Below are 21,388 nucleotides of genomic sequence, written 5' to 3'. Positions count from 1 at the left end.
CCTCACCGCGGCGGGACTCGGGGGCGGGTACCGCTTACGATCGACGGCGTGACCCAGGTGACCGACGTGCGACCGGCAGCGGTGGGGGCGGAGACGGCGGCGCTGTCGAGTCCGGCTCCGCTGGTGCCCTCACCCGATTTCGGGCCCACGGACTGGGCTCGGGGGTGGGTGGTCACGCTGTTCCTCACAGCCATCGCCGCCATCACCCGGTTCCTGTTCCTGAACTATCCGACCGATCTGCACACGCCCGTCTTCGACGAGAAGCACTACGCGCCGCAGGGCTGGCAGGTGCTCACCGGCGGCGGCGTGGAGGACAACCCGGGCTACGGGCTGGTGGTGCACCCGCCGGTGGGCAAGCAGATGATCGCGCTGGGCGAGGCCATCTTCGGCTACTCCCCGTGGGGGTGGCGGTTCACCGCGGCCGTCTCCGGAACGCTGATCGTGCTGCTGGTGATCCGCATCGTCCGGCGGATGACCCGGTCCACGCTGATCGGCGCGTTCGCGGGCATTCTGATCATCTGCGACGGGCTCACCTTCGTGTCCTCCCGCATCGGGATGCTCGATATCTTCCAGGCCCTGTTCGTGACCGCGGCTTTCGGCTGCCTGGTGGTGGACCGCGACGACATCCGGGCGCGCATCGCGCTGGTGGCCGCGCAGGGCCGCATCGACGACAGCCCATACGGGCCGCGCTTCGGGGTGCGCTGGTGGCGCTTCGGCGCGGGCGTCCTGCTCGGGCTGGCCTGCGGCACCAAGTGGTCCGGCGCGTACTGGATCATCGGTTTCGCCGCGCTGTCACTGGCCTTCGATCTCTCGGCCCGGCGCGGCTACCGGGTGCAGCGGCCGTGGTGGGGCGTGGCCAGACGGGATCTCGGGCCCACCGTCTACGCGCTCGCCGTCATCCCGGTGTTCGTTTACCTGGCCTCCTTCTGGGGCTGGTTCGCCAACGAGACCAGCTACGACCGGTACGCGGTCGGGGTGAAGGTCGGACGCGGCGGCGACTTCTCCTGGGTGCCGAGCGCACTGCGCGGGCTCTGGTACTACGGCGGCGAGGTCCTCACCTTCCACTCGCAGCTCACCAATTCCGCCGGCAATCACCATCCCTGGGAATCCAAGCCGTGGACCTGGCCCATGGGCCTGCGGCCGATGCTCTACTACTACGCCGACACCAATGTGACCGGGTGCGGCCAGCCCACCTGCGTGAAGGCCGTGATGGCGATCGGCACCCCCGCGCTGTGGTGGGTGGCCTTCCCCATGCTGGCGTGGGCGCTGTGGCGCAGCGCGGTGCGCCGCGACTGGCGCTACGCGGCGGTCCTGGTCGGCTACGGTGCCGGCATCCTGCCCTGGTTCCTGGACCTCGACCGCCAGATGTACTACTTCTACGCGGTGCCGCTGGCCCCGTTCCTGGCCATGGGTGTGGCGCTGGCGCTCGGCGACATCCTCGGCCACGCCCCACCCATCGGGCGACGGCTGTCGGGAGCCCCCGGCTGGCAACACTTCACACCACTCAGTGAGCGACAAGGCCTGGGCCTGCTACTGGTCAGCCTCTACCTGGCCCTGGTCATCGCCAATTTCATCTGGCTCTGGCCGATCCTGACCGCCCAGTCCATCACCCCGGGCAACTGGCACGACCACCTGTGGCTCCCGAGCTGGCGCTGAAAGCCCGAAGGGTCAACCGGCCGTAGGAGTTTCGCCGAGCGCCGCATGCAGATAGCGAACGGCGGCCGCGTCGTCGAGGCCGAGTCGGCGGATCACCGCGACGTATTCGGTGGCGGCGCGGCCGGCCAGATCTCGGGTGGGGTCGCCGGAGGAGGCGATGAAAGAGCCCAGGCGGCCGCGGGTTTCGAGGACGCCGTCCTGCTCGAGCTCCCGGTAGGCACGGGCCACGGTGTTCGGGGCCAGCTTCAGCGTCGCCGCCAGCGCCCGGACCGTGGGAATCTTGGTCCCGGCGGCCAGTTCGCCGGAGCGGACCCGGGTAATGATGCCCTGGCGCAGCTGCTCGTAGGGCGGGACCGTCGAGTGGTGGTCGACCGGGATGTCCAGCATGGCTTCATCACACCTCGTCACGCGACAGCGGGCAGGACAGGCAGCGCGGACCGCCACGGCCGGAACCCAACTCGGAGCCGGGGATGCGCAGCACCTCGATTCCGGCGTCTTCGAGCCGCGCATTGGTGTTCTCGTTGCGCTCGTAGGCGACCACCACGCCGGGGGCGAGGGCGAGGGTGTTGTTGCCGTCGTCCCACTGCTCCCGCTCGGCGGTGACGCCGTCCAGCCCGGTGTCGACCACCCGCAGCTTGCCGATGCCCATGGCCTCGGCGGCCACGCGCAGGAAGGGATCCGGGCCGGAGATGCTCACCCCGTGCCCCTCCTGCTTGCGAATGGTGAAGGCGCACAACTCATCCTGGATGGCCGGGTACATGACCACCGCGTCGACGTCCACCATGGTGCAGACGGTGTCGAGATGCATGGTCGCCCGGGTCTGGGCGATCGGCACCACGAGCACGGTGCGCGCCAGGTCGTCCTCGAACAGGCTGCGCGCCAAGGCTTCCGCGCCCGCCGCCGTGGTGCGCTCCCCCACCCCGACCGCCACCACGCCCGGCGCGAGCAACAGCACGTCGCCGCCCTCGATCGGCGCGGTGTGCGATTCGTAGGCCCGCCGCACGCCCAGGAAGCGGGGGTGGAACGCGTAAATCAGGTCGGTGAGCGAGGTTTCGCGAGCGCGGGCCGGCAGCGCCAGCGAGGTGATGGCCACCCGCGGCCCGATCCAGAAGGAGGAGTCCCGGGTGAACAGCAGATTGGGCAGCGGGTCGATGACGAAGTCGTGCCCGTGGTGCATGCGCCGCACCAGTGAGGTGGCATCCGCCCCGAAGGGCAGCTCGTCGAATGTCATGCCGGACATGAGGATCTGCGCCAGTTCCGGCGCGGGCACCCCGCGCAGGTAGGCCGCCAGTTCGTCGGCGAGTAGGTGCCCGAGCCGCCGCGCGTCCACCGCACCCGAGATGCCCTGTATCCGCGCGGCGCCGCTGACCTGGATGGTCTCGGTCAGCACATCGGCCAGCAGCAGCACCTCCACGCCACGCCCGCGCAACACCTCGGCGAAGATGTCGTGTTCCTGCTGGGCACGCTCGACCCAGGGAATGGCGTCGAAGAGCAACTGGTCGTTGTTGCGCGGAGTGAGCCGGCGCAGCTCGTCGCCCGGCCGGTGTAACAGCACCGTGCGCAGCGCGCCGACCTCCGAGGTCACGGAAAACGGTCGCGCCGTGGGTGCGGCCTTTGTTCCCATGACATGACGGTAGTTCCCCGCGGCACGGATGGCATGGAATTCGCGCCTCGAGTCGCTCCCTGGGAGAACCCTGGAGTCGCACCGGCAAAAAACCTGGAGTAATGTTCAGGTATGCAGACCGCGTCGTGGCAGGCGAAGGAGCTGACCCCCGGTCAGCTCGCCCAGCGAGCCGGAGTTTCGGTGTCCGCCTTGCATTTCTACGAACGAGAGGGCCTGATCACGGCCCGCCGCACCAGCGGGAATCAGCGCCGCTACCCCCGGGAAACCCTGCGCCGGGTGGCCTTCATCCGCATCTCACAGCGGGTCGGCATTCCGCTGGCCGAGATCCGCCGCGCCCTCGACAACCTCCCCGACGGCCGCAACCCCACCCGCCGCGACTGGGAGACCCTCTCCACCACCTGGCGCGCCGACCTCGACGACCGCATCGAACAGCTGATCCGGCTGCGCGACAACCTCACCGGCTGCATCGGCTGTGGCTGCCTCTCGCTGGGCGTCTGCAAGATCTTCAATGCCCACGACCACCTCGGTGACGAGGGCCCCGGCGCGCGCGTGCTGGACACCCACGCCGCCGAGAACTGCACCAACGCCGTCTGCGCCCCCACGCCCGACCAGGCGTGACTACTTGCGCGGCAGGAACGAGGTGAACACGTCGTTGGCGCGGCGCATGGCGAACTCGTAGGGCCAGGCGAACTTGCGGGACCACCAGTAGCCGAACCGGATGTCGAACTGGGTGTGGATCAGGTAGGTGCCCTTCTCGACACCGCGCAGGATCGCCTCGGCCACCTGGTCGGGGGACTTGGCGTGGTGCTGGAAGCGCTTGATCCAGGCCTGGATTCGCGGGTCGTCGCGATCCACGCCGACGATGTCCACGGTCTGTACCAGCGGCGTGTCGACCGCGCCGGGCACCACCAGGTGAACATCGATGTCGTGGCGCGCCAGATCGAAGCGCAGCACCTCCGACACGCCGCGCAGGCCGAATTTGCTGGCGCTGTAGGCGGCATGCCAGGGGAAGGCCATCAGACCGGCGGCCGAGGACACATTGACCAGCGCACCACCGCGTTTCGCCTCGATCATGGGCGGCACGAAGTTCTCGATGACATGGATGGGGCCCATGAGGTTCACATCGACCAGGCGTTTCCAGTGGCGGTGCTCGAGGTTCTCCACCGTCCCCCAGGTGGAGATACCGGCGATGTTCATCACCACGTCCAGCGAGCCGAGCTCCTCGTGCACCTTCTCCGCGAAGGCGGTGACGGCGTCGTAGTCGCTGATGTCGAGGGCGGTGGCGACCTCGACGATGCCGCCGGTGGAACGGATGGTTTCGACGGTCGCGTCCAGCCCCTCGGCATTGACGTCGGTGAGCACCAGCCGCGCGCCCTTGCGGGCCGCCGCGAGTGCCGTCGCCCGGCCGATGCCGCTCGCCGCGCCGGTAATCAAAGTCTTCTTGCCCCTCAGGCTACGATCACGCACGTCGATCCATCCCTCACTTCGACAGCCCTGTCAGACCGCACGCTACTACGCGAACAATCCTGTTCGCGAGCCGGGCGATTACCCGTTACGCCCCTATTTTCCTGGGCGCACGCACCCTGGTCCGGGATTCCGCGCGCGGCGCGGGGACGTTAGGGAGTCGTGCCCGTCCGGACCGCCGGACCGTGACCCCGGACCGCCGGACCGCGACTCAGGACGGCCCCGGCAGCACCGACCGGCTGGTCCCCGGCAGGTCCAGATCCAGCGCGATCCGCCCGGCCGACAGATGCTCCTCGACCTCCCCGCCCGGCATGGGCCGCGCGATCAGGAACCCCTGCGCGCGGTAGCAGCCCAGCGCCACCAGGGTGCGCGCCGCCACGGTGGTCTCGACGCCCTCGCCGACCACCCCGAGACCGAACGAACCCGCCAGCCCCACAATCGATTTCACGATCGCCAGATCATCGGCACTGGCGCCCAGCCGCTGCACGAAACCCCGGTCGATCTTCACCGCGTCCACCGGCAGCGCCTTCAGGTGCGACAGCGAGGAATACCCTGTCCCGAAGTCGTCGATGGCGATCTGCACGCCCATCCGCTTCAACCCGCGCAGGGTCACCTGCGTGCGCGCAAGATCCTGCACCACAACATGTTCGGTGATCTCCAGGCACACCGACGACCCGTCGATGCCGTACCGCCGCAGGATCCCCTCGATGGTCTCCACGAAATCCAGCGAAACCAGCTGCACCGGAGACACATTGATCCGGATCACCACATTCGACGCCATTCCCCGCCGCCGCCACTGCGCGAACTGCTCGGCGGCCGTGCGAATCACCCAGCGACCCAGCTCCCCCGCCAGGTTGGTGGCCTCCGCGACACCCACGAACGCACCGGGCGGCAGCAGCCCGCGCGTCGGATGCTGCCAGCGCACCAGGGCCTCCAGCGCGACCACCCGGCCGGTGCGCAGATCCACCTCGGGCTGATAGTGCAGCACCAGCGAACCGTCCGACACCGCGCCGCGCAGATTCAACTCCACATCGTCCTGCAGCTCGAACTGCGCGCGCATGGCATCGGTGAACACCGCGACCCCGTTGCCGCCGCTCGACTTGGCCGACAGCAGCGCGTGATCCGCGCGCCGCAGCACATCGGCCACCGTGGTCTCGCCCGGAATACCGAGCGCCACGCCGACGCTCGCGCCCCGGCTCACCGTCTCTTCGCCGACGGTCACCCGCCGCGCGATGAGCTGCTGAATCCGGCTCGCCTCCCGCTCGGCCGCCGCCGCGTCCATCGGCTTGGCCGGCACGATCACGAACTCGTCGCCACCCAGGCGGGCGATCACGTCACCCGGATCCAGATTCTCGCGCAACCGCGTGGCGAGCGTACGAATGAAATTGTCCCCGGCCGTGTGCCCGAGAAAGTCGTTGAGCGCCTTCAGCCGATCCAGATCCAGGAAGAACGCCGCCACCGGCCCCGGCCGCCCGGGTCTGAGCCGCTCCTCCATGTGCTCGAGCAGCGCCCGCCGATTCGCCAGCCCGGTCAGATCGTCGTGCATGGCGATATAGCGGAGCCGCTCCTCGGCCACCACGCGCGCCTGCAACTGCGCGAACAGCGCGGCGATCGCCTTGAGGACATTGAGTTCGCGAGTACTCCACTCGCGGTCGCCCTCTTTGATGAAGCCGAGGATCCCTGTCGCCTGGCCGCGCGAAACCAAAGGAACGGCGGCAGCGGAGACAGCCTCGATACCCGACGCTTGCTGGATCAGGCGCTGATAGTCGGCGAATTCAGAGACCGGCCGTATGATGATCGGTTCGGTGGCTTCGCCGAACCGCGTCAGAACCGAGTGCGGATCGTCGAGGTGAGCCACCTGCAGCGGATCTCCGTTCGCGGGCATCGCACGGTGCGGCCATTCCGCGATAAGTACTGACGACTCCCGAACCTCGTCGGTGAAGCGCAGAAAACTGAAATCGACATCGAAGTGCTCCACCAGCCACGACAGCACCAGCTCACTCGCGGCCGTCATTGTGGACGCATCGACCGCCATCAACTCGGAGGCGACCTGAGTCACCAGTGAGTCGAGCGTTCGCCGTGGCACTTTCTCTCCGATCTCACTCGCCGCGCGTGTTCGCACCCGGTGTGGGACGCCGCCTGCTGCGAACAGTGGGCTCCGCCGCATACCCAAGACGCAGTACCGACGCCATCGTTTCGTGCCCAGGCACTTCCAACAGCTCCAGGAAGCTGCCTTGAAGTGACGTTAGTGTATCGGCGAACTCCGGGGAAACCGTATGTAGCTCCTCGGGGCGTCGCGCATACAGAAACACTGGCGAGACCGGTTGAACCGCGAGATCGTTCCGTTCGGCAGCGATCCAAACGCGCTGCAGCGCCTCTCCGGCGCGGGCATAGGCGGCAAGCTCGGACCGATCGTCCAGTGGCGGCCCCGGGAAGGTCAGGACAACCAACGCCGAGCTGGATCGCACTTTCTCCCGCGTGGCTTCCGCCAGCGCATTGCCTCCCGACCACGACCGCAGCTGAGCCATCACGTCCGGGCGTATGGCGATCTCGAGCTTGGCAAGCTCGTCGGGTTGGAGACCCAGCGTGCGCAGATCCATCCCCGTCCGTAGATCATCACCGGGCCAGCGAAGTTCGGAAATCATCTCCTTATGCATGTCCGGAGTCAGATAGCGGATCCGCTCGGACTCGGCGAGGATCCGTGCGGCGGTATCGATACCGCAGCGGTCTGTGACCATGTGCAGCGCCGCTCCCGCTCGATGCGCGGTTTCGCCGAGCATGTCCAGCACCTCGGTCGGTATGGCCGCGCCGTTCCCATCGGCCCGATTGGTGTGCCGCGTGAGCAGCGCCGGATAGTCGCTGGAAAGTTGTGAATCGGTGCCCGAACCCAGCCGCAGCACACCGGTGAGCAGTTCAGCGCCTCCCGCGCGCAATTCATTGTCACCGAGCAGGCCCTGTGCAGCAGCGGCGGCACGTGCGTTGTACAACGCGGCCCCTACCGCGAGCGCACTTCCCCGGTAGCCGATATCCATCATCGAAGAATGTTCGGGCGCAACGGTGATCGTCAGCTCCGCTGAGTCGGCACGCAATGTCCAGGGCTGCGCATTGCCGCCCGAAGGTGCCCGCTGCGCGCTCGCAAGTACGGCCGCGATGCCGGATTCCAGTCCTGGTCCCTCCGGCTCATCCAGCCATACCAAGTCCTCGCGTGCCTCTGGATCTACGATTTCGTCCAGACATTTCTCGATGTCGATGCGGGTACGCCCCGATGGGAGCTTCTGCCCCAGCCCGATCCGCCGCACTGCCGCCGCCACATTGGAACCACCGCTTTGTACATCGGACGCTAGCTGTGGCCAGCTGTTGAGGGTCTCACCGATCTCCACCATGCTCGCTGCAAGCGTCGCGGAAAGATTGCGGCCGTCCAGAACCCGTACGGCATAGGGCGCTTTCTCACGCGTGGACAGTCCCCGCAGTTCTTCCGCCGTGACACCACCGAGCAAGCCGTGGAAGGGCTCCCGCCCCGGCTCCAGATCGAAGCGCTCGACATCCAGCAGGCCGCGGTCGCTGGAATGCATGACCAGCGGCAGTCGATGCCGCCGAGCGCCTTCACGCACCGCGAGCTTGATGTCGAACGAATCGCATTCCTCGACAACGATGTCCAGACCGGTAAGGAAGGCATCCATATTTCCGTCGTCGAGCCCGCCCGGGAAGAGTTCCACCGGTAGGTATGGGTCAAGTTCGGCGATCCGGCGGGCGGCGACTACGGCCTTATTCACGCCGACATCGAACAATGTGCCGGGGATACGGTTGAGATTGGAGAGTTCGATGGTGTCGAAGTCCGCCAACCGCAGCAGACCACAGCTGCCCTCCATGGCCAGGATGTGGGCAACCGCGTGCCCGACGCTCTGACCTACGACACCGATCGCCTGGGTACGGAGGGTGTCCTGTTCCGCGCGGGTGAGGTTGTTGCGATTCCGGTCCAGCCGAACAGTACGCAACAACCCCGGGCCGGGTAGCGCGATGATCCGGCGGCGCCAAGGGTAATAAACCCATCTGTCCGATTCGGGACCTTCGGACAATTCCGGCGGAGCGACCAGGCCCGCGAACTCGGCCCGAAGCAAATCCCGGATGTCTTGGGATTCGATCGAAGGATCCGACAGTAGTTCAGCTAATTTCGAGGCATCCTCTACATTGAATTCGTCGAGCAGGAGCGGTCGATAATCACCAGCCGCAACGCCATTTTCGATCATGATTAGGCGAACCCTTTGGTCGGGGTCGAGAAAACCGGTGCCAGCAGATCATTTTCACGCAATTCCGATAATTCGACCTCGAGCAAACGTGCCTGCGATCCGGTAGCGACAAGGTGGTACGTCTCCATATCCCACCAGACCGCGAAAGTGCGATAACGCTCGTCCGGATAAGACGACGGCGGAATCTGCCAGGCCACATTCGCCCCACTACTGCGATAGAGCCGCAACGCGTGCTCAGGTGAGTGGCTACTGACAAAGCGGACGCCCAGCAGCAATGCGGCATGCACGCACGCTCGGGCCATCCAATCGGCGAGGGCATGGCGGTGTTCGGATTCACGAGCAGCCCAACCCGCCTTGCATTCGATCACACCGTGCGGAATCTGGTCCGCGACCAGATGGCGGAAGGCCGGGCCGCCCTCCTGCCCTGCCCAACCCGCCACGGCTCGCATCTCGTCGACATGCTTGTGCGGCCCCTCGGCTCGCACACCCGCGACGACCCGGCCATGCGGATCGAGCACCACGAAGAACAGGGAAGTGGAACGACCATCGATCACCTCGTCGTAATCGAGCGCTTCCTCGGAACCGAAGTGGCGATATGCCTCGAGCGCACCGTCCATGTACCGGCGCCACAGGCCCGGATCCGCGTCCGGTGGACCAGCCAGGATGGCGTATCCCGTTTGCGGTTCCCGAAATCGGAGCATGCCGTCACCAGGACCTTCCGACGGGACGTGCACGATCGGTTCGTCTGCCATACAGTTCCACTCCACTAAACACTGACCCACGCGACTGCCGCCTTTCCAGGCGAAACGGTCATGCATCAACCGCCGTCGGACGCGGGCGCCTAGGGGAGTATCCGTCAGCCAACTGAAATTGTCCAGGCAACTGGCAAATGCCCCGAAACCCAAAGGTGGCTCGAGTAATCCCCCCGGTCAAACCATTGCTATCAGTCATGAAATTCAACGACAAGACCGGTTGGTACCCATTGGGTTAACAGTCAGCAATCACACTAGGATGGAGATGAAAAGCTCCAGTGCGGCGGTGCCGTGCCAGATCTCGATCTCCTCGCGGTAGGCGCGGGTGATCTCGGCGGAAGCGGTCGCGTCGTCGACCTGGGCCCAGACGTCCTCGGCCGGATCGTGATAATCGCCATTGGGCCGGAAGCGGGCGTAGACGCCCTTGGGGACGCGGATGAGGACGTCGCCGACCGGGACGTCGTCGGGACCCTTGTACTCGTAGGAGACCAGCACGTTGTAGTTGCCGGCGGGGTCGGGAACGTAGACGGTGGCCAGCGGGCGCTCGGCGCCCTCCCGGTCACGCAGGCGGTCGCGCAGGAACTCGATGAGCTCGCTGTTGGAGACCTTGAAACTGGGGCGCACCCGCGGAACCACCAGGCCGCCGTAGACCCCACCGGGCCGGACCACGATCGAATAGGTCATGACGGCTCGACCGCCAGGTACAAATCGATCTTGTACGCGTGCGGGTAGGTCTCGAAGTCGCCGGTGTGAATGCGCTTGATCTGCTTGTGTTCCTCCGCGTAGGCGATCTGCGTCCACAGATCGGTCATCACCTGGGGGAAGTTGCCGACCGAGGAGAAGCGGGCGTAGGTGCCGCGCGGCAGGCGGGCCACCACGTGGCCGCGGGTCACCTCGTCGAGCGAGCCGCACTGGTAGCCGACGATCTGGGTGTTGTAGGTGCCGAGCTCGGCCGCGTAGTCGGTGTAGGCCGAGGCCAGCGGACCACCGAGTTCCTGGTGCAGGACCGCCGCCCAGGCCACTTCCAGATCGTGGTCGCGCAGTTCACCGAGCGCACGTTTGGGACTGCGCACCGGCAACCCGGCAACCCACGTCTCGTCCCGCTCGACGATCTCGAACTGCATTGATTGGAACTCTCTCGAGGTGTGATTCACAGCCAGTCGGCCAAGCCTTCGCCATGCTATCAATCAGCCCGGACCGTACCCGGCGACACGACTGCGGTGCTCGTCTACCCCGCGCGCGGGCGCGTCGCTCACCCGTCGCGGCGGCGGTGCGGGCGGGCCATCGGCGCGTGCCAGTGCCGGAACAACGCGATCAGGCGCAGGCCGACCGCGCCCGCCCCAGCCAATCCGCCTGTCCAATATGTGTATTGGCCGTAGTGCAGCAGCAGCGCCGTCGCCACGGAACCGAGCAGGGCCGGCACGGCGTACAACTCGCCGTCGCTGAGCACGCTGGGGGTGACACCGGCCAGGACATCGCGGATCACACCGCCGCCCACCGCGGTCACCAGGCCCAGCGCCGCCGCCGAGGTCGCCGACATGCCGTGCTGGAAGGCGGTCACGGTGCCGGTCACACAGAAGATGCCGAGGCCGATGGCGTCGGCGATATTCAGCGGCGTGCGGACCAGGCGTACCGGCGGATGCCAGAAGAAGATGACGGCCGCGGCCAGCAAGGCGACTCCGGCATAGGACACCTGGACGAAGGCCAGCGGCGGGGTGCGGCCGATCACCAGATCGCGGATCACACCGCCGCCGGTGGCGGTGGCGACCGCGAGCACCGCGATGCCCACCACATCGAAGCGGCGACGCACGGCGAGCAGCGCGCCCGACACTCCGAATGCGAACACGCCCAGCAGGTTTCCCACACTCTGTGCCGCGTCGACAGGGGTGCCGAGTTCGACGAGATCACTCACGTGTGGCCCACTTTCGTTCCTATCGCTAACTTTCGGCTACCGGCGCACAGTATGCCCGGCCCGCCACACCGGTACTCCGCCGCACGGCCGGAGCGGCTTTGTGGTTGAGTCGGCCCTGTGTGCCGCACAATTGCCCAGCTAGAAGCGGAACTTACCGCGTGTCGCGCCTGCCCTCGGCTGGTGGCATGGCGCGAGCAGGTCGCACACGAGAAGCGGGCCGCTTTCAGTGACGAGAATTACTGGGGCAAGCCTGTTCCCGGCTTCGGTCCCGCGGACGCCCGCCTGCTGATCGTGGGCCTGGCGCCGGCCGCGCACGGCGGTAATCGCACCGGCCGCATGTTCACCGGCGACCGCAGCGGCGACGTCCTCATCGCCTGCATGCACGCCGCCGGTCTCGCCAACCAGCCCACCAGCGTCTCCGCCGACGACGGTCTGCGACTGCTCGGCACCCGCGTCACCGCCCCGGTCCACTGCGCCCCACCCGACAACAAGCCCACCCCCACCGAGCGCGATACCTGCCGCCACTGGCTGACCACCGAATTGACCCTGCTGGCACCCACTCTCCGCGCGATCGTCGTCCTCGGCGGCTGGGGCTGGCAAGCCCTCCTGCCCGCCCTGGCCGAATCCGGCTGGGCCATACCCAAACCCAAGCCCCGCTTCACCCACGGCGCCCGAATCGAGCTGGCCCCAGCCGTCCCCGGCCGCGCCCCCCTCCACCTGTTCGGCACCTACCACCCCTCCCAGCAGAACACCTTCACCGGCCGCCTCACCCCAGCCATGCTCGAGCAGGTCCTCACCGACGCCGCCCACGCCGCCGGCCTCCCCGTCCACCGCCCCTAGACCCGGCCGACCGCGGCGGGCAGGTCGATTCGGCTGTTCACGTCTGACATTCAATGAGGTCACCAGTCGCGGAGCGGGCGACCTCGGCTCGGCTCGGCCGGCCGGACTCGGCGTCCGGAGAGACCACAGTCACCGAGCCGGGCGACACGATTCGACTGTCCAGCTTCGGCATCCAGCGAGATAGCCGTCACCGAGCCCGGCGACACGATTCGACTGTCCGGACTCGGCCCTCACGAAGGTCGCTGGCGACAGTGCGGGCGGGCGCAGCGGCCAGGGGCACGGCACTCTCGGTGGCGGGGCCGCCGGACCGGATACGATGCGGGCGTGAGCAGGGCCGATGACGAATCCGACCGGGAGGGGGCGGCTGCCGATGGGGCGGCCGGGGGTGTGAAGGTACGCCGCAGCCGGGCCGGGACGCGGCAGCGGCTACTGGACGCGGCGTTCGAGGCCTTCGCCGAGGAGGGATTCGGTCGGTGTTCGGTCGAACAGGTGTGCGAGCGGGCCGGATTCACGCGGGGCGCGTTCTACTCGAATTTCACCTCGCTGGAGGAATTGTTCCTGGCCATGTGGGAACAGCGATCGGCGTCGATGCTGGCCGAGGCGGCAGCGGTGCTCGATGCGCCCGGCGGAGTGGGCGGCGATCCACGGCGAGCGGTCGAGCAGGTGCTGACGGCAGTTCCGGTGGATGACAAGTGGTTTCGAATCACCTCGGAATTCACCGCGCACGCCCTGCGCAATCCCGCGTTACGTCAGGTGATGGTGGCACGCGAGGAGGCGATCGCCGCCGCACTCATCCCCGTGGTGGTCGCACTCATGCGCCGCAACGGCCGACGGGTACAGGATCCGGCGGCTCTTGGCCGGGCACTGGTCGCGGTGCACGACGGCACGCTGGGCCAGTGCCTGCTGGAACCGGACAACCCGGCAGTACGCGAATACCGCCTCGACCTGTTCCTGCGAGTACTCGACTCCTACAGCGAGCCCATCTGAGGGCTCCATTCGGCGCTGCCTCGGGCCCCGAACGGTCGGCGATGAGCCGACCGCCGGCCACCTGCCCACCCCTCCATCCACAGAAACCCTCTCCAACCAGCCGATTCGTCGACTCCCCAACCCACCTGCTAAAGTTCTCCAGCGCGGGCCGGAAACGTCCCCGCGGGGCTATAGCGCAGTTGGTAGCGCGTCTCGTTCGCATCGAGAAGGTCAGGGGTTCGATTCCCCTTAGCTCCACATCACGAAAAACCGCCCGTGACCTCGGAAGAGACCACGGGCGGTTTGCGATTTCGGAACTATTCAGATTGACGATCGTCGGTTCCCGTCCGCAGTGCGTCCGCAGCTTTTGCAAGTGCGGACCGCGCGGCAGTGTCGAGAGCATCCGCAACAGATTCAAGGTCGTCTGGAAACAGGTCGGCGTAGGTGTCCAGGGTCATCGCAGCGGACTTGTGACCGAGCATGGTCTGCACCGCCTTTGGGTTCGCGCCGGCGCTGATCGCCAGAGATGCTGCCGTGTGCCTGAGGTCGTGAGGGCTGATGTATGGGAAACGCTCTGTCGCTCGGGTGTCTCCCTGCCTGTCTCCCTCATCAATCAAGGAGACAGCGAGACGAGGGCTGCTGTCTCCTCGGTGGCCCCGAGTCTGGCTGACACCACCCACATGCCGACCTGGGTTCCGGAGGCGAGAAACCGCCGGCGTGAACACCCGTTTGCGATAGGTAGACACTCTCAGCACCGCGCCCTCTGGGGAGGTGAACACAAGTGCATCGCGATCCTTCCCTTTCATGAGCGAGGCAAGTTCGTCCGCCAACAGCTTCGGGAACGGCACCGAACGCCGCTCATGGTTCTTCGTGGTTGACCAAACGATCCTGCCTTGAACCTCGGCAACGGCCTCCAACACGTTCACTCGGCGGCGAAGCATGTCGAAACTGGAGACCTTCAGCGCGGCCATCTCACCCCATCGCAAACCGGTGTACGCCAAAAGCCGTATGGCTGTGGGTGCCTCGGAGACCTCACGCGCAAGTTGTTCGACCTGAACGTGAGTGAGATAGCCGCGGGCGCGGTGCGTACGGCGCGGCAATTTCACTCCGGCACAGGGGTTACGGACGATATGGCGGTCTTCGACGGCGGCCCCGCAGATCATCCGAAGCACCCCCACCGCGTTCTCAATGGTCGGCACGCCCATCCGGGCAGCCACCATCTCCGAGACCCATGCACGGACTTCGCTTGTTCGGACGTTGCGAATTTCGATGCTGCCCCAACGTGGCTCGACGTAGAGCCCCCAGGTGTGGCTCCGATTGAATGCCGTGGTGTCCTTCAGATGGGCTTGGGTTTTGAGCCACCGGCGACCTAGATCGCCGATGGTTTCGCGACCAGCCGAAGGAGCGACATGGGTGCCGGTGACGAGCGCGCTGGTCGCATCATCGAGCCAGGCTTGGGCGTCAGCTTTGCGGGTGAAGGACTTTGCGTGTTCTTGGCTGTTGTCGTCGACGTAGCGGGCCCGCCAGCGTTTGGCGCGCCCATGGTTGGCCGAGGGGACTCTCTCGCTGGTCTTCACGCCGTCCTCGGCGGTGGTGGTGACGGTCTTGTACCAGCGGTCTTCTACCCCACTGCGGCGGTTGCGTCGCCCGCCCATTTCAGGAGACCCCGCCGCGGTCGGACGCGGCTTCCTGCTCGGCGATCCAGGAATGGATGGCGCTCTCGCGCCAGACGCGCCGGCGACCGAGCTTGAAGCTTTTCGGGCCCTTGCCTGCCCAGGCCCAGTACCGCCACGTGGCGGCAGGGATACCGGTCATGGCTTCGCAGTCGGTGGCCTGGAGGTAGCGGTCGGTGGACATGGAATCTCCTCGGGTAGAGCGGGTTCGGGTATCGGTGCGCACGCCGTCGCGTGGTGCGCAGGTGGTGTCGCAGGGTGCGCACGCGCTGTCGCACGGCGCGTTGGAGGTGTCGCGGTGCGCACCATCGGCCTGTCGCACGGTGCGTACGGGGTGGGTGGGTTGTCGCATCAGTGCGCACCGCCTGTCGCACGCTGTCGCGGGCTGTCGCATGACCTGTCAACAGGCCGCAGGTAAGGGTGTTTGCCGGAGACGAGGGTGCCGAGGCGAGTGATGCGCAGAACCAGGTCAGGGATGTCCGGGAGGGTTTGCTGTGCTGCTGTCGCAACGTCGTCGGTGCTCAGGTTGCCGTCGCAGACGTAGAGGATCTCCGCGCATTCGTCTTGTCGCGCCTGTCGCACAACGAGATTGAGCCGTCGCGTCAGCTGCGCACCGGTGACGCGCGCGCTGGTGTCAACCTTTACCGCGACCGGGGTCATAGCGGCGCGTAGCAACATGCCGTCGTAGGGGTAGAGGCCCGGACCCGGCAGTTCGTGTCGCAGCGCGCGGTCACTGACCCACTGATCTGTCGCACACGCACCGAGTGCGACACGCGTACGAGCGACCGCCCGGCAATGCACAGCGGAATTCGATCGAGGCCGCCACTCTCCCGGTCGCCACCCCAGCACCCAGGTTGCCGCCGCGCGGGTGGGCACGATCCACGTCGGCTCTCCTCGCACCGAGGGAAGCCGTTCGGCGGCGTTGGCGTCAGCGAGTTGGCTTGCCAGCCGGTAGGTCTGGGCCACACCGACGCCGAGGAACTCGGCCAGAACATCGGTTTGCATGGCACGCATTTCGGTGAGCCCGACCAGCGCTTGAACGCTACGCGGGGTGAGCCGTGAGTATCTGATCATGAGAAGTCCTTGAAGGAGGAGATACCGGATTGGGGGGCAGTGGTTTTCGCCGTGCGGTTGTCGAGGTAGCGGCCCCAGTCGGCGTCGAGGTCGCGTACGACCAGGGCCAGGTCGAGGCTTCGGATTTCGGGCGGGAGCCGCTCGGCGGCCGCGTGCACGCCATCACTCACGCGGGAGGTGCGGCACAGGTACAGCAGGCCCGTCAGTTCCTCGGGCTCCATATCGCGGGCCGCACGGATCGCGCCGCGCAGTGCCTGATCCATCGAGGCCGCTGATTTGCGCGTGAGTTCGACCTCCAGCGCCCACCACCCCTGCGTCCCCATGAGCCGCCCACGGAACAGGGCGTCATGAACGTGCACACGACCTGTCTCGAATTCGGCTCTCTTGGACCGTGATTGGTGCGATACCCGCTGTGCGCGGTGCCAGAGCTCTCGTTCGGAAACCCACGCCGTTAGGTCGGTGCCGACCAGCATCAGCCGGGCCTGCGCGACCGCCCGATGATGTTCCACGCGCCCGAGAGTGGGCCGCCAGTTCTGCACCGGCCAGCCCAGGAACCGGGACGCGGTGGCCGCGGTCGCGACCACCCATTTGTCCCCCGCCTGCACCTGTTCCAGCGGTCGAACGAGATTGTCGGCCCGCAACTGCCGCACCAGAACGTAGGTGTGGTTCGTACCTTGCCCCAGGAACTGTCCGAGCAGGTCGAGTTGCATTCCGCCGTGCTGGGACAGCAGCGTCAACGCGGTGGCCTTGCGCAGGTCCGACCGCGGTTCGGTTCCACCACGCAGCCGCTGCGCGGTCGAGCGTGGCAGCCCGACACGGCGTCCGATCTCGGCATCGGGGTGGCCGGCCGACCGCAGGGCCGCGATTTCACCGAGCACGGTCTCGACGTGGCGGGCGGTGATACCGAGCCTTTTGGCGATCTGCCGGTAGTCCTCGCCCAGCTCGCGCAGGCTGCGAATCATGGTGTCGCGCTCGGCGCCCGACAGATCCTTGTAGCGGCCACCCGGGCCGTCGTTGTTCCGATTCATCAGGTATTCCCTTCGATCGATTACTGAAAGATGCTGCGCTCCAGCACAACTCACGCAGTGCTGGGCACAACAGGGCACATATGGGGGCACATTTCGCACACGGGGGGCACACACACAGGCAGGGCGTGCGCCCCCTTCGTGCGGGGCGCGTGCCCTACCGCGACATCCGCCGATCCACCATTCGGCGGTCACGTTGCACGGGTCGCGCGTGCTGATCGCGCTCCTTGATAGGCGCGGTATCCCCGATCCAGCTCATGAGCGAGCGGAGCCGCTCATCGATCGCCGCCGTCTTTTCCTGCTGCGACAACCTCGCCCGGAAACCGACCACCGGGTCAGGTGATTCATTTGACTCACCTGCAGAACCGACTACCGAGTCACGTGAGTCGGATGGCTCAGGTGGTTCACTGTGAACCACCTGCCGCCGATCGTCCGGCAGGTGCTGTCCAGTTTTCTGGACACTGACCAACGGGGTGGCGGGTGCGAACAGTTCGTCCACGGTGTAGCCGGGCAGCATCTCCTCCAGAACCCGGCAATGATCAGGGAACGGAAGGCTTTTGATTTCACCGGACAGCCACCGGTAGAACTGGGCCTTGAGTGGACCACGCCCGACCAAATCAGGGTCGAGCCGCGCGGCTGCCTTGTCGTACTCACGCAGGAACGTGCTGTGGGTCTGCCAATGCCGTTTCTTCAGAAGCGCTCTCAGCTCCGTACCCGGACCCAATCGACGCGTCCGACCCGACGCGTCCGCACCGGTGCGGTCCTCGTCGTGGCTCATCGCGACCGCCGCCGATCGACGACCGGACGCGCCGGCGCGTCAACCGAAAGGCCGCGAACGTTGTCGCGGTGGATGTCGCGTTCCTTCAGGGGCGCGGTATCGGCCCCGATCCAGGACATCAGTGACCGCACCCGCGCATCGATCGCGGCCGTCACTTCCTGCTGGTCGCGGGCACGACCAGAACCGACCACCGAGTCAGGTGATTCATTTGAATCACCGGTCGAACCGACCAATCGGTCAGGTGATCCATTTGGAACACCTACGCGGTCCGCGATCCGCAGTTCTCGATCCAAAGATCGTGCGGTAGCGGGTGTTTCGATCGCTTCGACCGACACCGGGCGTTCCGGCGCGACAGGCAGGTTCTGTCCAGTTTTCTGGACACCGAGCGATGGAGCAGCGGGCGCGAACAGATCCTCTGCGGTATGGCCGGGCAACATCGCTTCCAGGACCGCGCAATGATCCGGCCGCGGCAGCCCTTTCAGGTCACCGGCGAGCCATTTGTAGAACTGCGCCTTCGCGGGACCGTCCAACCCTCCCATGTTGCGATTGATCTTCCTCGCAGCCCTGTTGTACTCGCGCTGAAACACCTTGTGCGTATCCCAATGCTTCTCCCGCAGAAGCCGTTTCAACTCCGTCCCGCCATCAGTGTCGCGGGCAGCGTCGCCGTTCACCGTGACCGCCTCCGATCCACCGCCGGACGCGCCGGCGCCTCAACCGAAAGGCCGCGAACGCCATCGCCGTGGATGTCGCGCTCCTTCAGCGGGGCACTGGCCTCAGCCATGGCAAGCATCAACCGCAGCCGATCCGCCCTAGCCGCATCCGATTCCCGATCAGCCGTCGGCCCTGGACGCGGCGCGGCGGACTCGGCAACCATTGCCCTGGTTCGGAGTGTTTCGACATGCGGTTCGTCTACCGTGAACTCGTCGAGTTGCTTCCAGGTGTTCGACCGCAGCTCCGCCGGTGTCGGTGCGGCGTAACCGATCTGCTCGGCAGTGATCTGGCGACCTGCTTTCAGCGACAGTGCCGTCAGCATCACATCGAGGGTCCGCGGCTTCGGATCATGCAACCCGTCCCGATACCCGACGATATTGGTGTGCTTGAGATGCACCGGGCGGCCGCCGTCACTCTCGCTCACCGCGCGCATGCGATGCGCCAGGCCCGTGGGGGTGATCCCGAGCGACTCCATCAACAGCGACAGCTGCTCGTTCGGAACCAGCTCCCTCCGTTGTGGTTTCGGCTGAGCATCAACCTCCGCGCGACGCCGGTCGTCCGGCCCCGGGAGCGGTTGCGCGGGGACGGGAAACTGAATGACATTCGACAGCGGCCCGACCTGCTTCCCGTTGATCCTCACCGGACCCACCCCCGTTCCCGACGAGCGCGCACAGACGGCGCAGGATTCGATATCACCGCTGATAGCGCCCGGTTCGGCACCAGGGCACAGCGTTCTACACTGGACATGCTTCAGTGGCCTTTCAGAGCCTGAAGTGAAAGCCGAAGCAGCGGACACTGCTTCGGTACCGACTCCCCGTCAGCTCCAACTGATGGGGAGTCTCAACTTGACCAGGCTTCCTAGCTTGCCTAGCCAAGTTCACTGTAGCGCACCAACCCGCTCAAAGTAGTAAATCGAACTAGGTTGGCTAGGTAAGTTGCGTAGCCTGCATATATCGTGTGGTCCATGGACACACTCGACCCCGATGACCCCCGCCCGCCGTACCTTCAGGTGGCGAACATACTGCGTGCGGCCATCCTGACTCGGAAGCTAAACCCCGGCGACAAACTGCCATCGGGGCCTCATCTGGCCGAGCGGTACGGCGTCGCCCGGATGACCGTGCAGCAGGCAATTCGTGTGCTTCGCGATGAGGGGTTGGTCGTCTCACGACAGGGCAGTGGCGTCTATGTCCGGGAACGCACTGAACGACCGGTAGGACTTCGTCCTCACATCGAGCGTGCGTTCGAAGAGGCCGCTGTCACAATCGATTTCGCAGGGTTCTCCGGTGAGACGCTGCACGGAGCTATCGCCGAACCGATCGATAAGATCCGGCATGGACGGCTACGACCCGAATCGCTGACCGTCCGATTGCTCGTACCTGACGCCTCGATCCCCTGGTCGCTTCCGTCGAAGGTCGAGGACTTGAGTGATAGCCCTGCCTTCAGGAGTCGCGCGACCCGCATCATGGAGCGACACGCTCTAGCGATTGTGGATGCCGTCAACGAGCTTGCTGAACTTGATCTCGTGGCAAGCGCGTCAGCACAAGTCCGGACCTATCCTGCTGTCCCCCTGTTCAAGCTCTACGTGCTGAACGGGTCACGCGCGTTCTTCGGCTACTACCCGGTCCGTGAGCACAAGCTTCAGCTCGACGGCGAATCTACTGCGATCTGGGATCTCATGGGCAAGGACGCCACCCTGTTCGAGTTCGGCAAGGACGCAGAGCATCCAGACAACAAGGACAGTCAGTTCGCCGAAGAGTCTCAGATGTGGTTCAACAGCATCTGGACAACGGTCGCGCGGGACTACGAGCGGTGACCGGGGCCGCGGACATCCTCCAACAGGCGCACACTCTTCTGCTCGATTTCGATGGACCGATCTGCGCCGTGTTCTCAGGAATCACTAACCGTGAAGCGGCACAACGACTATTGATCAATCTCGATCACAGCATCCCTGACGATGTACTGGCGACACACGACCCCTTCGATGTTCTTCAGTTCGCAGCGACACTGGGACCAGACCAGGCCAACGCCACCGATCTACAGTTTCGACAGATCGAGGTCGAAGCAGTCCAGTCCGCCCGCCCGACCGCCGGTTCCGAAGAGCTGATACGCAGTTCGGCACAGAGCGGCCGGCGCATCGCGATCGTCAGCAATAACTCATCGGCAGCCGTCCGTCAGTACTTGACCCAGCATGAGCTCATCGACTGCGTCCAAGGGGTATTCGGGCGCGAGAGCGGCGACGTGTCACGGCTAAAGCCTCAACCGCACCTGCTTCTTGATGCCCTTAGCGCCCTTCAGTCGAAACCGAAAGATAGCGTCTTCTTGGGCGACTCAGCCTCTGACGTCATAGCTGCCCGTGCCGCGGACGTACCCTGCATAGCTTTTGCGAACCGGCCAGCCAAGGCCGCAGTTCTTGCCGCCCAAGCCCCTGCCGCCATCATCGCGCAGCTGTCCGAACTGCTCTCGGCAGCGTGATTTCTGCCCGGACAGTGCTCGGAGAGTGCCCGGACAGTGCCCGGACCAAAGGTTCTCCCAAATTTCGAGTCCTCTTGTCCTCCACCACACCCCCTGAGCTGCGCCTTCGGCGCAGGACTCTGGTCTGGTCTGGCCGAGACTATATCCGCCTTCGGAGGACATAGTCTCGGCCAGACCACACCAGAGTCAAAAGA

22 protein-coding genes and 1 tRNA gene are annotated in these 21,388 nt (G+C 66.0%); 7 read left to right on the top strand and 16 right to left on the bottom strand.

Going from position 1 to position 21,388, the window contains the following annotated elements; genetic code table 11:
• Nucleotides 1-48 precede the first annotated feature (48 nt).
• On the top strand, nucleotides 49-1,656 hold the full coding sequence (locus ACWEKS_RS19600; protein WP_379387410.1) for a dolichyl-phosphate-mannose--protein mannosyltransferase: 1,608 nt from the start codon (nucleotides 49-51) through the stop codon (nucleotides 1,654-1,656).
• A 12-nt stretch (nucleotides 1,657-1,668) separates the two neighbouring features.
• Here ACWEKS_RS19600 and ACWEKS_RS19595 read toward each other — a convergent pair whose 3' ends face one another.
• Complete coding sequence (locus ACWEKS_RS19595; protein WP_452341402.1) at nucleotides 1,669-2,043, bottom strand: GntR family transcriptional regulator; 375 nt, start codon at nucleotides 2,041-2,043, stop codon at nucleotides 1,669-1,671.
• Between the two features lie 7 nt (nucleotides 2,044-2,050).
• The gene (gene arcA / locus ACWEKS_RS19590; protein ID WP_379387408.1) at nucleotides 2,051-3,280 is read right to left on the bottom strand and encodes an arginine deiminase; all 1,230 of its coding nucleotides are present in this window, start codon (nucleotides 3,278-3,280) and stop codon (nucleotides 2,051-2,053) included.
• Nucleotides 3,281-3,391: 111 nt separating this feature from the next.
• On the opposite strand from arcA, the gene soxR reads away from it, so the two are divergent.
• Nucleotides 3,392-3,898 (top strand): redox-sensitive transcriptional activator SoxR, encoded by a 507-nt coding sequence (soxR, locus tag ACWEKS_RS19585; protein WP_452341401.1) that lies wholly within the window; start codon nucleotides 3,392-3,394, stop codon nucleotides 3,896-3,898.
• Here soxR and ACWEKS_RS19580 read toward each other — a convergent pair whose 3' ends face one another.
• From ACWEKS_RS19580 to ACWEKS_RS19550, 7 genes are all read right to left on the bottom strand, one after another.
• Nucleotides 3,899-4,747: an SDR family oxidoreductase gene (locus ACWEKS_RS19580; RefSeq protein ID WP_452341400.1), complete on the bottom strand. Its 849-nt coding sequence runs from the start codon at nucleotides 4,745-4,747 to the stop codon at nucleotides 3,899-3,901.
• Between the two features lie 208 nt (nucleotides 4,748-4,955).
• Nucleotides 4,956-6,758: a putative bifunctional diguanylate cyclase/phosphodiesterase gene (locus ACWEKS_RS19575; protein WP_452341399.1), complete on the bottom strand. Its 1,803-nt coding sequence runs from the start codon at nucleotides 6,756-6,758 to the stop codon at nucleotides 4,956-4,958.
• 85 nt (nucleotides 6,759-6,843) lie between these two features.
• A complete protein-coding gene (locus tag ACWEKS_RS19570; RefSeq protein WP_452341398.1) occupies nucleotides 6,844-8,991 on the bottom strand; it encodes an Rv1355c family protein in 2,148 nt (715 codons plus the stop codon).
• Nucleotides 8,992-8,993: 2 nt separating this feature from the next.
• On the bottom strand, nucleotides 8,994-9,608 hold the full coding sequence (locus tag ACWEKS_RS19565; RefSeq protein WP_452341397.1) for a hypothetical protein: 615 nt from the start codon (nucleotides 9,606-9,608) through the stop codon (nucleotides 8,994-8,996).
• 384 nt (nucleotides 9,609-9,992) lie between these two features.
• Nucleotides 9,993-10,427, bottom strand: a complete 435-nt coding sequence (locus ACWEKS_RS19560) for a GyrI-like domain-containing protein (RefSeq protein WP_452341396.1) — start codon at nucleotides 10,425-10,427, stop codon at nucleotides 9,993-9,995.
• Complete coding sequence (locus ACWEKS_RS19555; RefSeq protein ID WP_040861458.1) at nucleotides 10,424-10,867, bottom strand: GyrI-like domain-containing protein; 444 nt, start codon at nucleotides 10,865-10,867, stop codon at nucleotides 10,424-10,426. The genes ACWEKS_RS19560 and ACWEKS_RS19555 overlap by 4 nt, the downstream gene beginning before the upstream one ends.
• Nucleotides 10,868-10,995: 128 nt before the next feature.
• The gene (locus ACWEKS_RS19550) at nucleotides 10,996-11,655 is read right to left on the bottom strand and encodes a trimeric intracellular cation channel family protein (RefSeq protein WP_379387400.1); all 660 of its coding nucleotides are present in this window, start codon (nucleotides 11,653-11,655) and stop codon (nucleotides 10,996-10,998) included.
• Between the two features lie 117 nt (nucleotides 11,656-11,772).
• On the opposite strand from ACWEKS_RS19550, the gene ACWEKS_RS19545 reads away from it, so the two are divergent.
• The 3 genes from ACWEKS_RS19545 to ACWEKS_RS19535 all read left to right on the top strand — a co-directional run bounded on the left by ACWEKS_RS19545 (nucleotide 11,773) and on the right by ACWEKS_RS19535 (nucleotide 13,719).
• On the top strand, nucleotides 11,773-12,495 hold the full coding sequence (locus tag ACWEKS_RS19545) for a uracil-DNA glycosylase (RefSeq protein ID WP_452341395.1): 723 nt from the start codon (nucleotides 11,773-11,775) through the stop codon (nucleotides 12,493-12,495).
• Nucleotides 12,496-12,882: 387 nt separating this feature from the next.
• The gene (locus ACWEKS_RS19540; RefSeq protein ID WP_452341538.1) at nucleotides 12,883-13,482 is read left to right on the top strand and encodes a TetR/AcrR family transcriptional regulator; all 600 of its coding nucleotides are present in this window, start codon (nucleotides 12,883-12,885) and stop codon (nucleotides 13,480-13,482) included.
• A gap of 164 nt (nucleotides 13,483-13,646) precedes the next feature.
• Nucleotides 13,647-13,719: transfer RNA gene (locus ACWEKS_RS19535), tRNA-Ala, on the top strand.
• Between the two features lie 59 nt (nucleotides 13,720-13,778).
• Here ACWEKS_RS19535 and ACWEKS_RS19530 read toward each other — a convergent pair.
• The 7 genes from ACWEKS_RS19530 to ACWEKS_RS19500 form a co-directional block, all read right to left on the bottom strand.
• Entirely contained in the window at nucleotides 13,779-15,116 is a 1,338-nt protein-coding gene (locus ACWEKS_RS19530; RefSeq protein ID WP_452341394.1) for a tyrosine-type recombinase/integrase, read from the bottom strand.
• A gap of 1 nt (nucleotide 15,117) precedes the next feature.
• Nucleotides 15,118-15,318, bottom strand: coding sequence for a helix-turn-helix transcriptional regulator (locus ACWEKS_RS19525; RefSeq protein WP_452341393.1), 201 nt, complete (start codon nucleotides 15,316-15,318; stop codon nucleotides 15,118-15,120).
• A 167-nt stretch (nucleotides 15,319-15,485) separates the two neighbouring features.
• A complete protein-coding gene (locus ACWEKS_RS19520) occupies nucleotides 15,486-16,208 on the bottom strand; it encodes a hypothetical protein (RefSeq protein WP_452341392.1) in 723 nt (240 codons plus the stop codon).
• Nucleotides 16,205-17,236 (bottom strand): hypothetical protein, encoded by a 1,032-nt coding sequence (locus tag ACWEKS_RS19515; protein WP_452341391.1) that lies wholly within the window; start codon nucleotides 17,234-17,236, stop codon nucleotides 16,205-16,207. Before ACWEKS_RS19515 ends, ACWEKS_RS19520 begins: the two co-directional genes overlap by 4 nt.
• Nucleotides 17,237-17,390: 154 nt before the next feature.
• Nucleotides 17,391-18,011, bottom strand: coding sequence for a hypothetical protein (locus ACWEKS_RS19510; RefSeq protein ID WP_452341390.1), 621 nt, complete (start codon nucleotides 18,009-18,011; stop codon nucleotides 17,391-17,393).
• Nucleotides 18,008-18,682, bottom strand: a complete 675-nt coding sequence (locus tag ACWEKS_RS19505; protein WP_452341389.1) for a hypothetical protein — start codon at nucleotides 18,680-18,682, stop codon at nucleotides 18,008-18,010. The genes ACWEKS_RS19510 and ACWEKS_RS19505 overlap by 4 nt, the downstream gene beginning before the upstream one ends.
• Complete coding sequence (locus tag ACWEKS_RS19500; protein WP_452341388.1) at nucleotides 18,679-19,362, bottom strand: hypothetical protein; 684 nt, start codon at nucleotides 19,360-19,362, stop codon at nucleotides 18,679-18,681. The genes ACWEKS_RS19505 and ACWEKS_RS19500 overlap by 4 nt, the downstream gene beginning before the upstream one ends.
• Before the next feature lie 324 nt (nucleotides 19,363-19,686).
• On the opposite strand from ACWEKS_RS19500, the gene ACWEKS_RS19495 reads away from it, so the two are divergent.
• Nucleotides 19,687-20,535 carry a GntR family transcriptional regulator gene (locus ACWEKS_RS19495; protein WP_452341387.1) on the top strand — a complete coding sequence of 283 codons (849 nt, stop codon included), beginning with the start codon at nucleotides 19,687-19,689 and terminating at the stop codon, nucleotides 20,533-20,535.
• Nucleotides 20,532-21,194 (top strand): HAD family hydrolase, encoded by a 663-nt coding sequence (locus ACWEKS_RS19490; RefSeq protein WP_452341386.1) that lies wholly within the window; start codon nucleotides 20,532-20,534, stop codon nucleotides 21,192-21,194. The genes ACWEKS_RS19495 and ACWEKS_RS19490 overlap by 4 nt, the downstream gene beginning before the upstream one ends.
• The last annotated feature ends 194 nt before the right edge of the window (nucleotides 21,195-21,388 follow it).

Source organism: Nocardia sp. NPDC004711 (genome assembly GCF_053601595.1).
This window is presented reverse-complemented; position numbering and strand designations above follow the sequence as displayed.

Bases quoted from the DNA above. Each gene is read 5' to 3' on its own strand.
- ACWEKS_RS19595 (WP_452341402.1), bottom strand. From the start codon at position 2,043: ATGCTGGACATCCCGGTCGACCACCACTCGACGGTCCCGCCCTACGAG.
- arcA (WP_379387408.1), bottom strand. From the start codon at position 3,280: ATGGGAACAAAGGCCGCACCCACGGCGCGACCGTTTTCCGTGACCTCG.
- soxR (WP_452341401.1), top strand. From the start codon at position 3,392: ATGCAGACCGCGTCGTGGCAGGCGAAGGAGCTGACCCCCGGTCAGCTC.
- ACWEKS_RS19575 (WP_452341399.1), bottom strand. From the start codon at position 6,758: ATGACGGCCGCGAGTGAGCTGGTGCTGTCGTGGCTGGTGGAGCACTTC.
- ACWEKS_RS19570 (WP_452341398.1), bottom strand. From the start codon at position 8,991: ATGATCGAAAATGGCGTTGCGGCTGGTGATTATCGACCGCTCCTGCTC.
- ACWEKS_RS19565 (WP_452341397.1), bottom strand. From the start codon at position 9,608: ATGGACGGTGCGCTCGAGGCATATCGCCACTTCGGTTCCGAGGAAGCG.
- ACWEKS_RS19560 (WP_452341396.1), bottom strand. From the start codon at position 10,427: ATGACCTATTCGATCGTGGTCCGGCCCGGTGGGGTCTACGGCGGCCTG.
- ACWEKS_RS19555 (WP_040861458.1), bottom strand. From the start codon at position 10,867: ATGCAGTTCGAGATCGTCGAGCGGGACGAGACGTGGGTTGCCGGGTTG.
- ACWEKS_RS19530 (WP_452341394.1), bottom strand. From the start codon at position 15,116: ATGGGCGGGCGACGCAACCGCCGCAGTGGGGTAGAAGACCGCTGGTAC.
- ACWEKS_RS19525 (WP_452341393.1), bottom strand. From the start codon at position 15,318: ATGTCCACCGACCGCTACCTCCAGGCCACCGACTGCGAAGCCATGACC.
- ACWEKS_RS19520 (WP_452341392.1), bottom strand. From the start codon at position 16,208: ATGATCAGATACTCACGGCTCACCCCGCGTAGCGTTCAAGCGCTGGTC.
- ACWEKS_RS19515 (WP_452341391.1), bottom strand. From the start codon at position 17,236: ATGAATCGGAACAACGACGGCCCGGGTGGCCGCTACAAGGATCTGTCG.
- ACWEKS_RS19510 (WP_452341390.1), bottom strand. From the start codon at position 18,011: ATGAGCCACGACGAGGACCGCACCGGTGCGGACGCGTCGGGTCGGACG.
- ACWEKS_RS19495 (WP_452341387.1), top strand. From the start codon at position 19,687: ATGGACACACTCGACCCCGATGACCCCCGCCCGCCGTACCTTCAGGTG.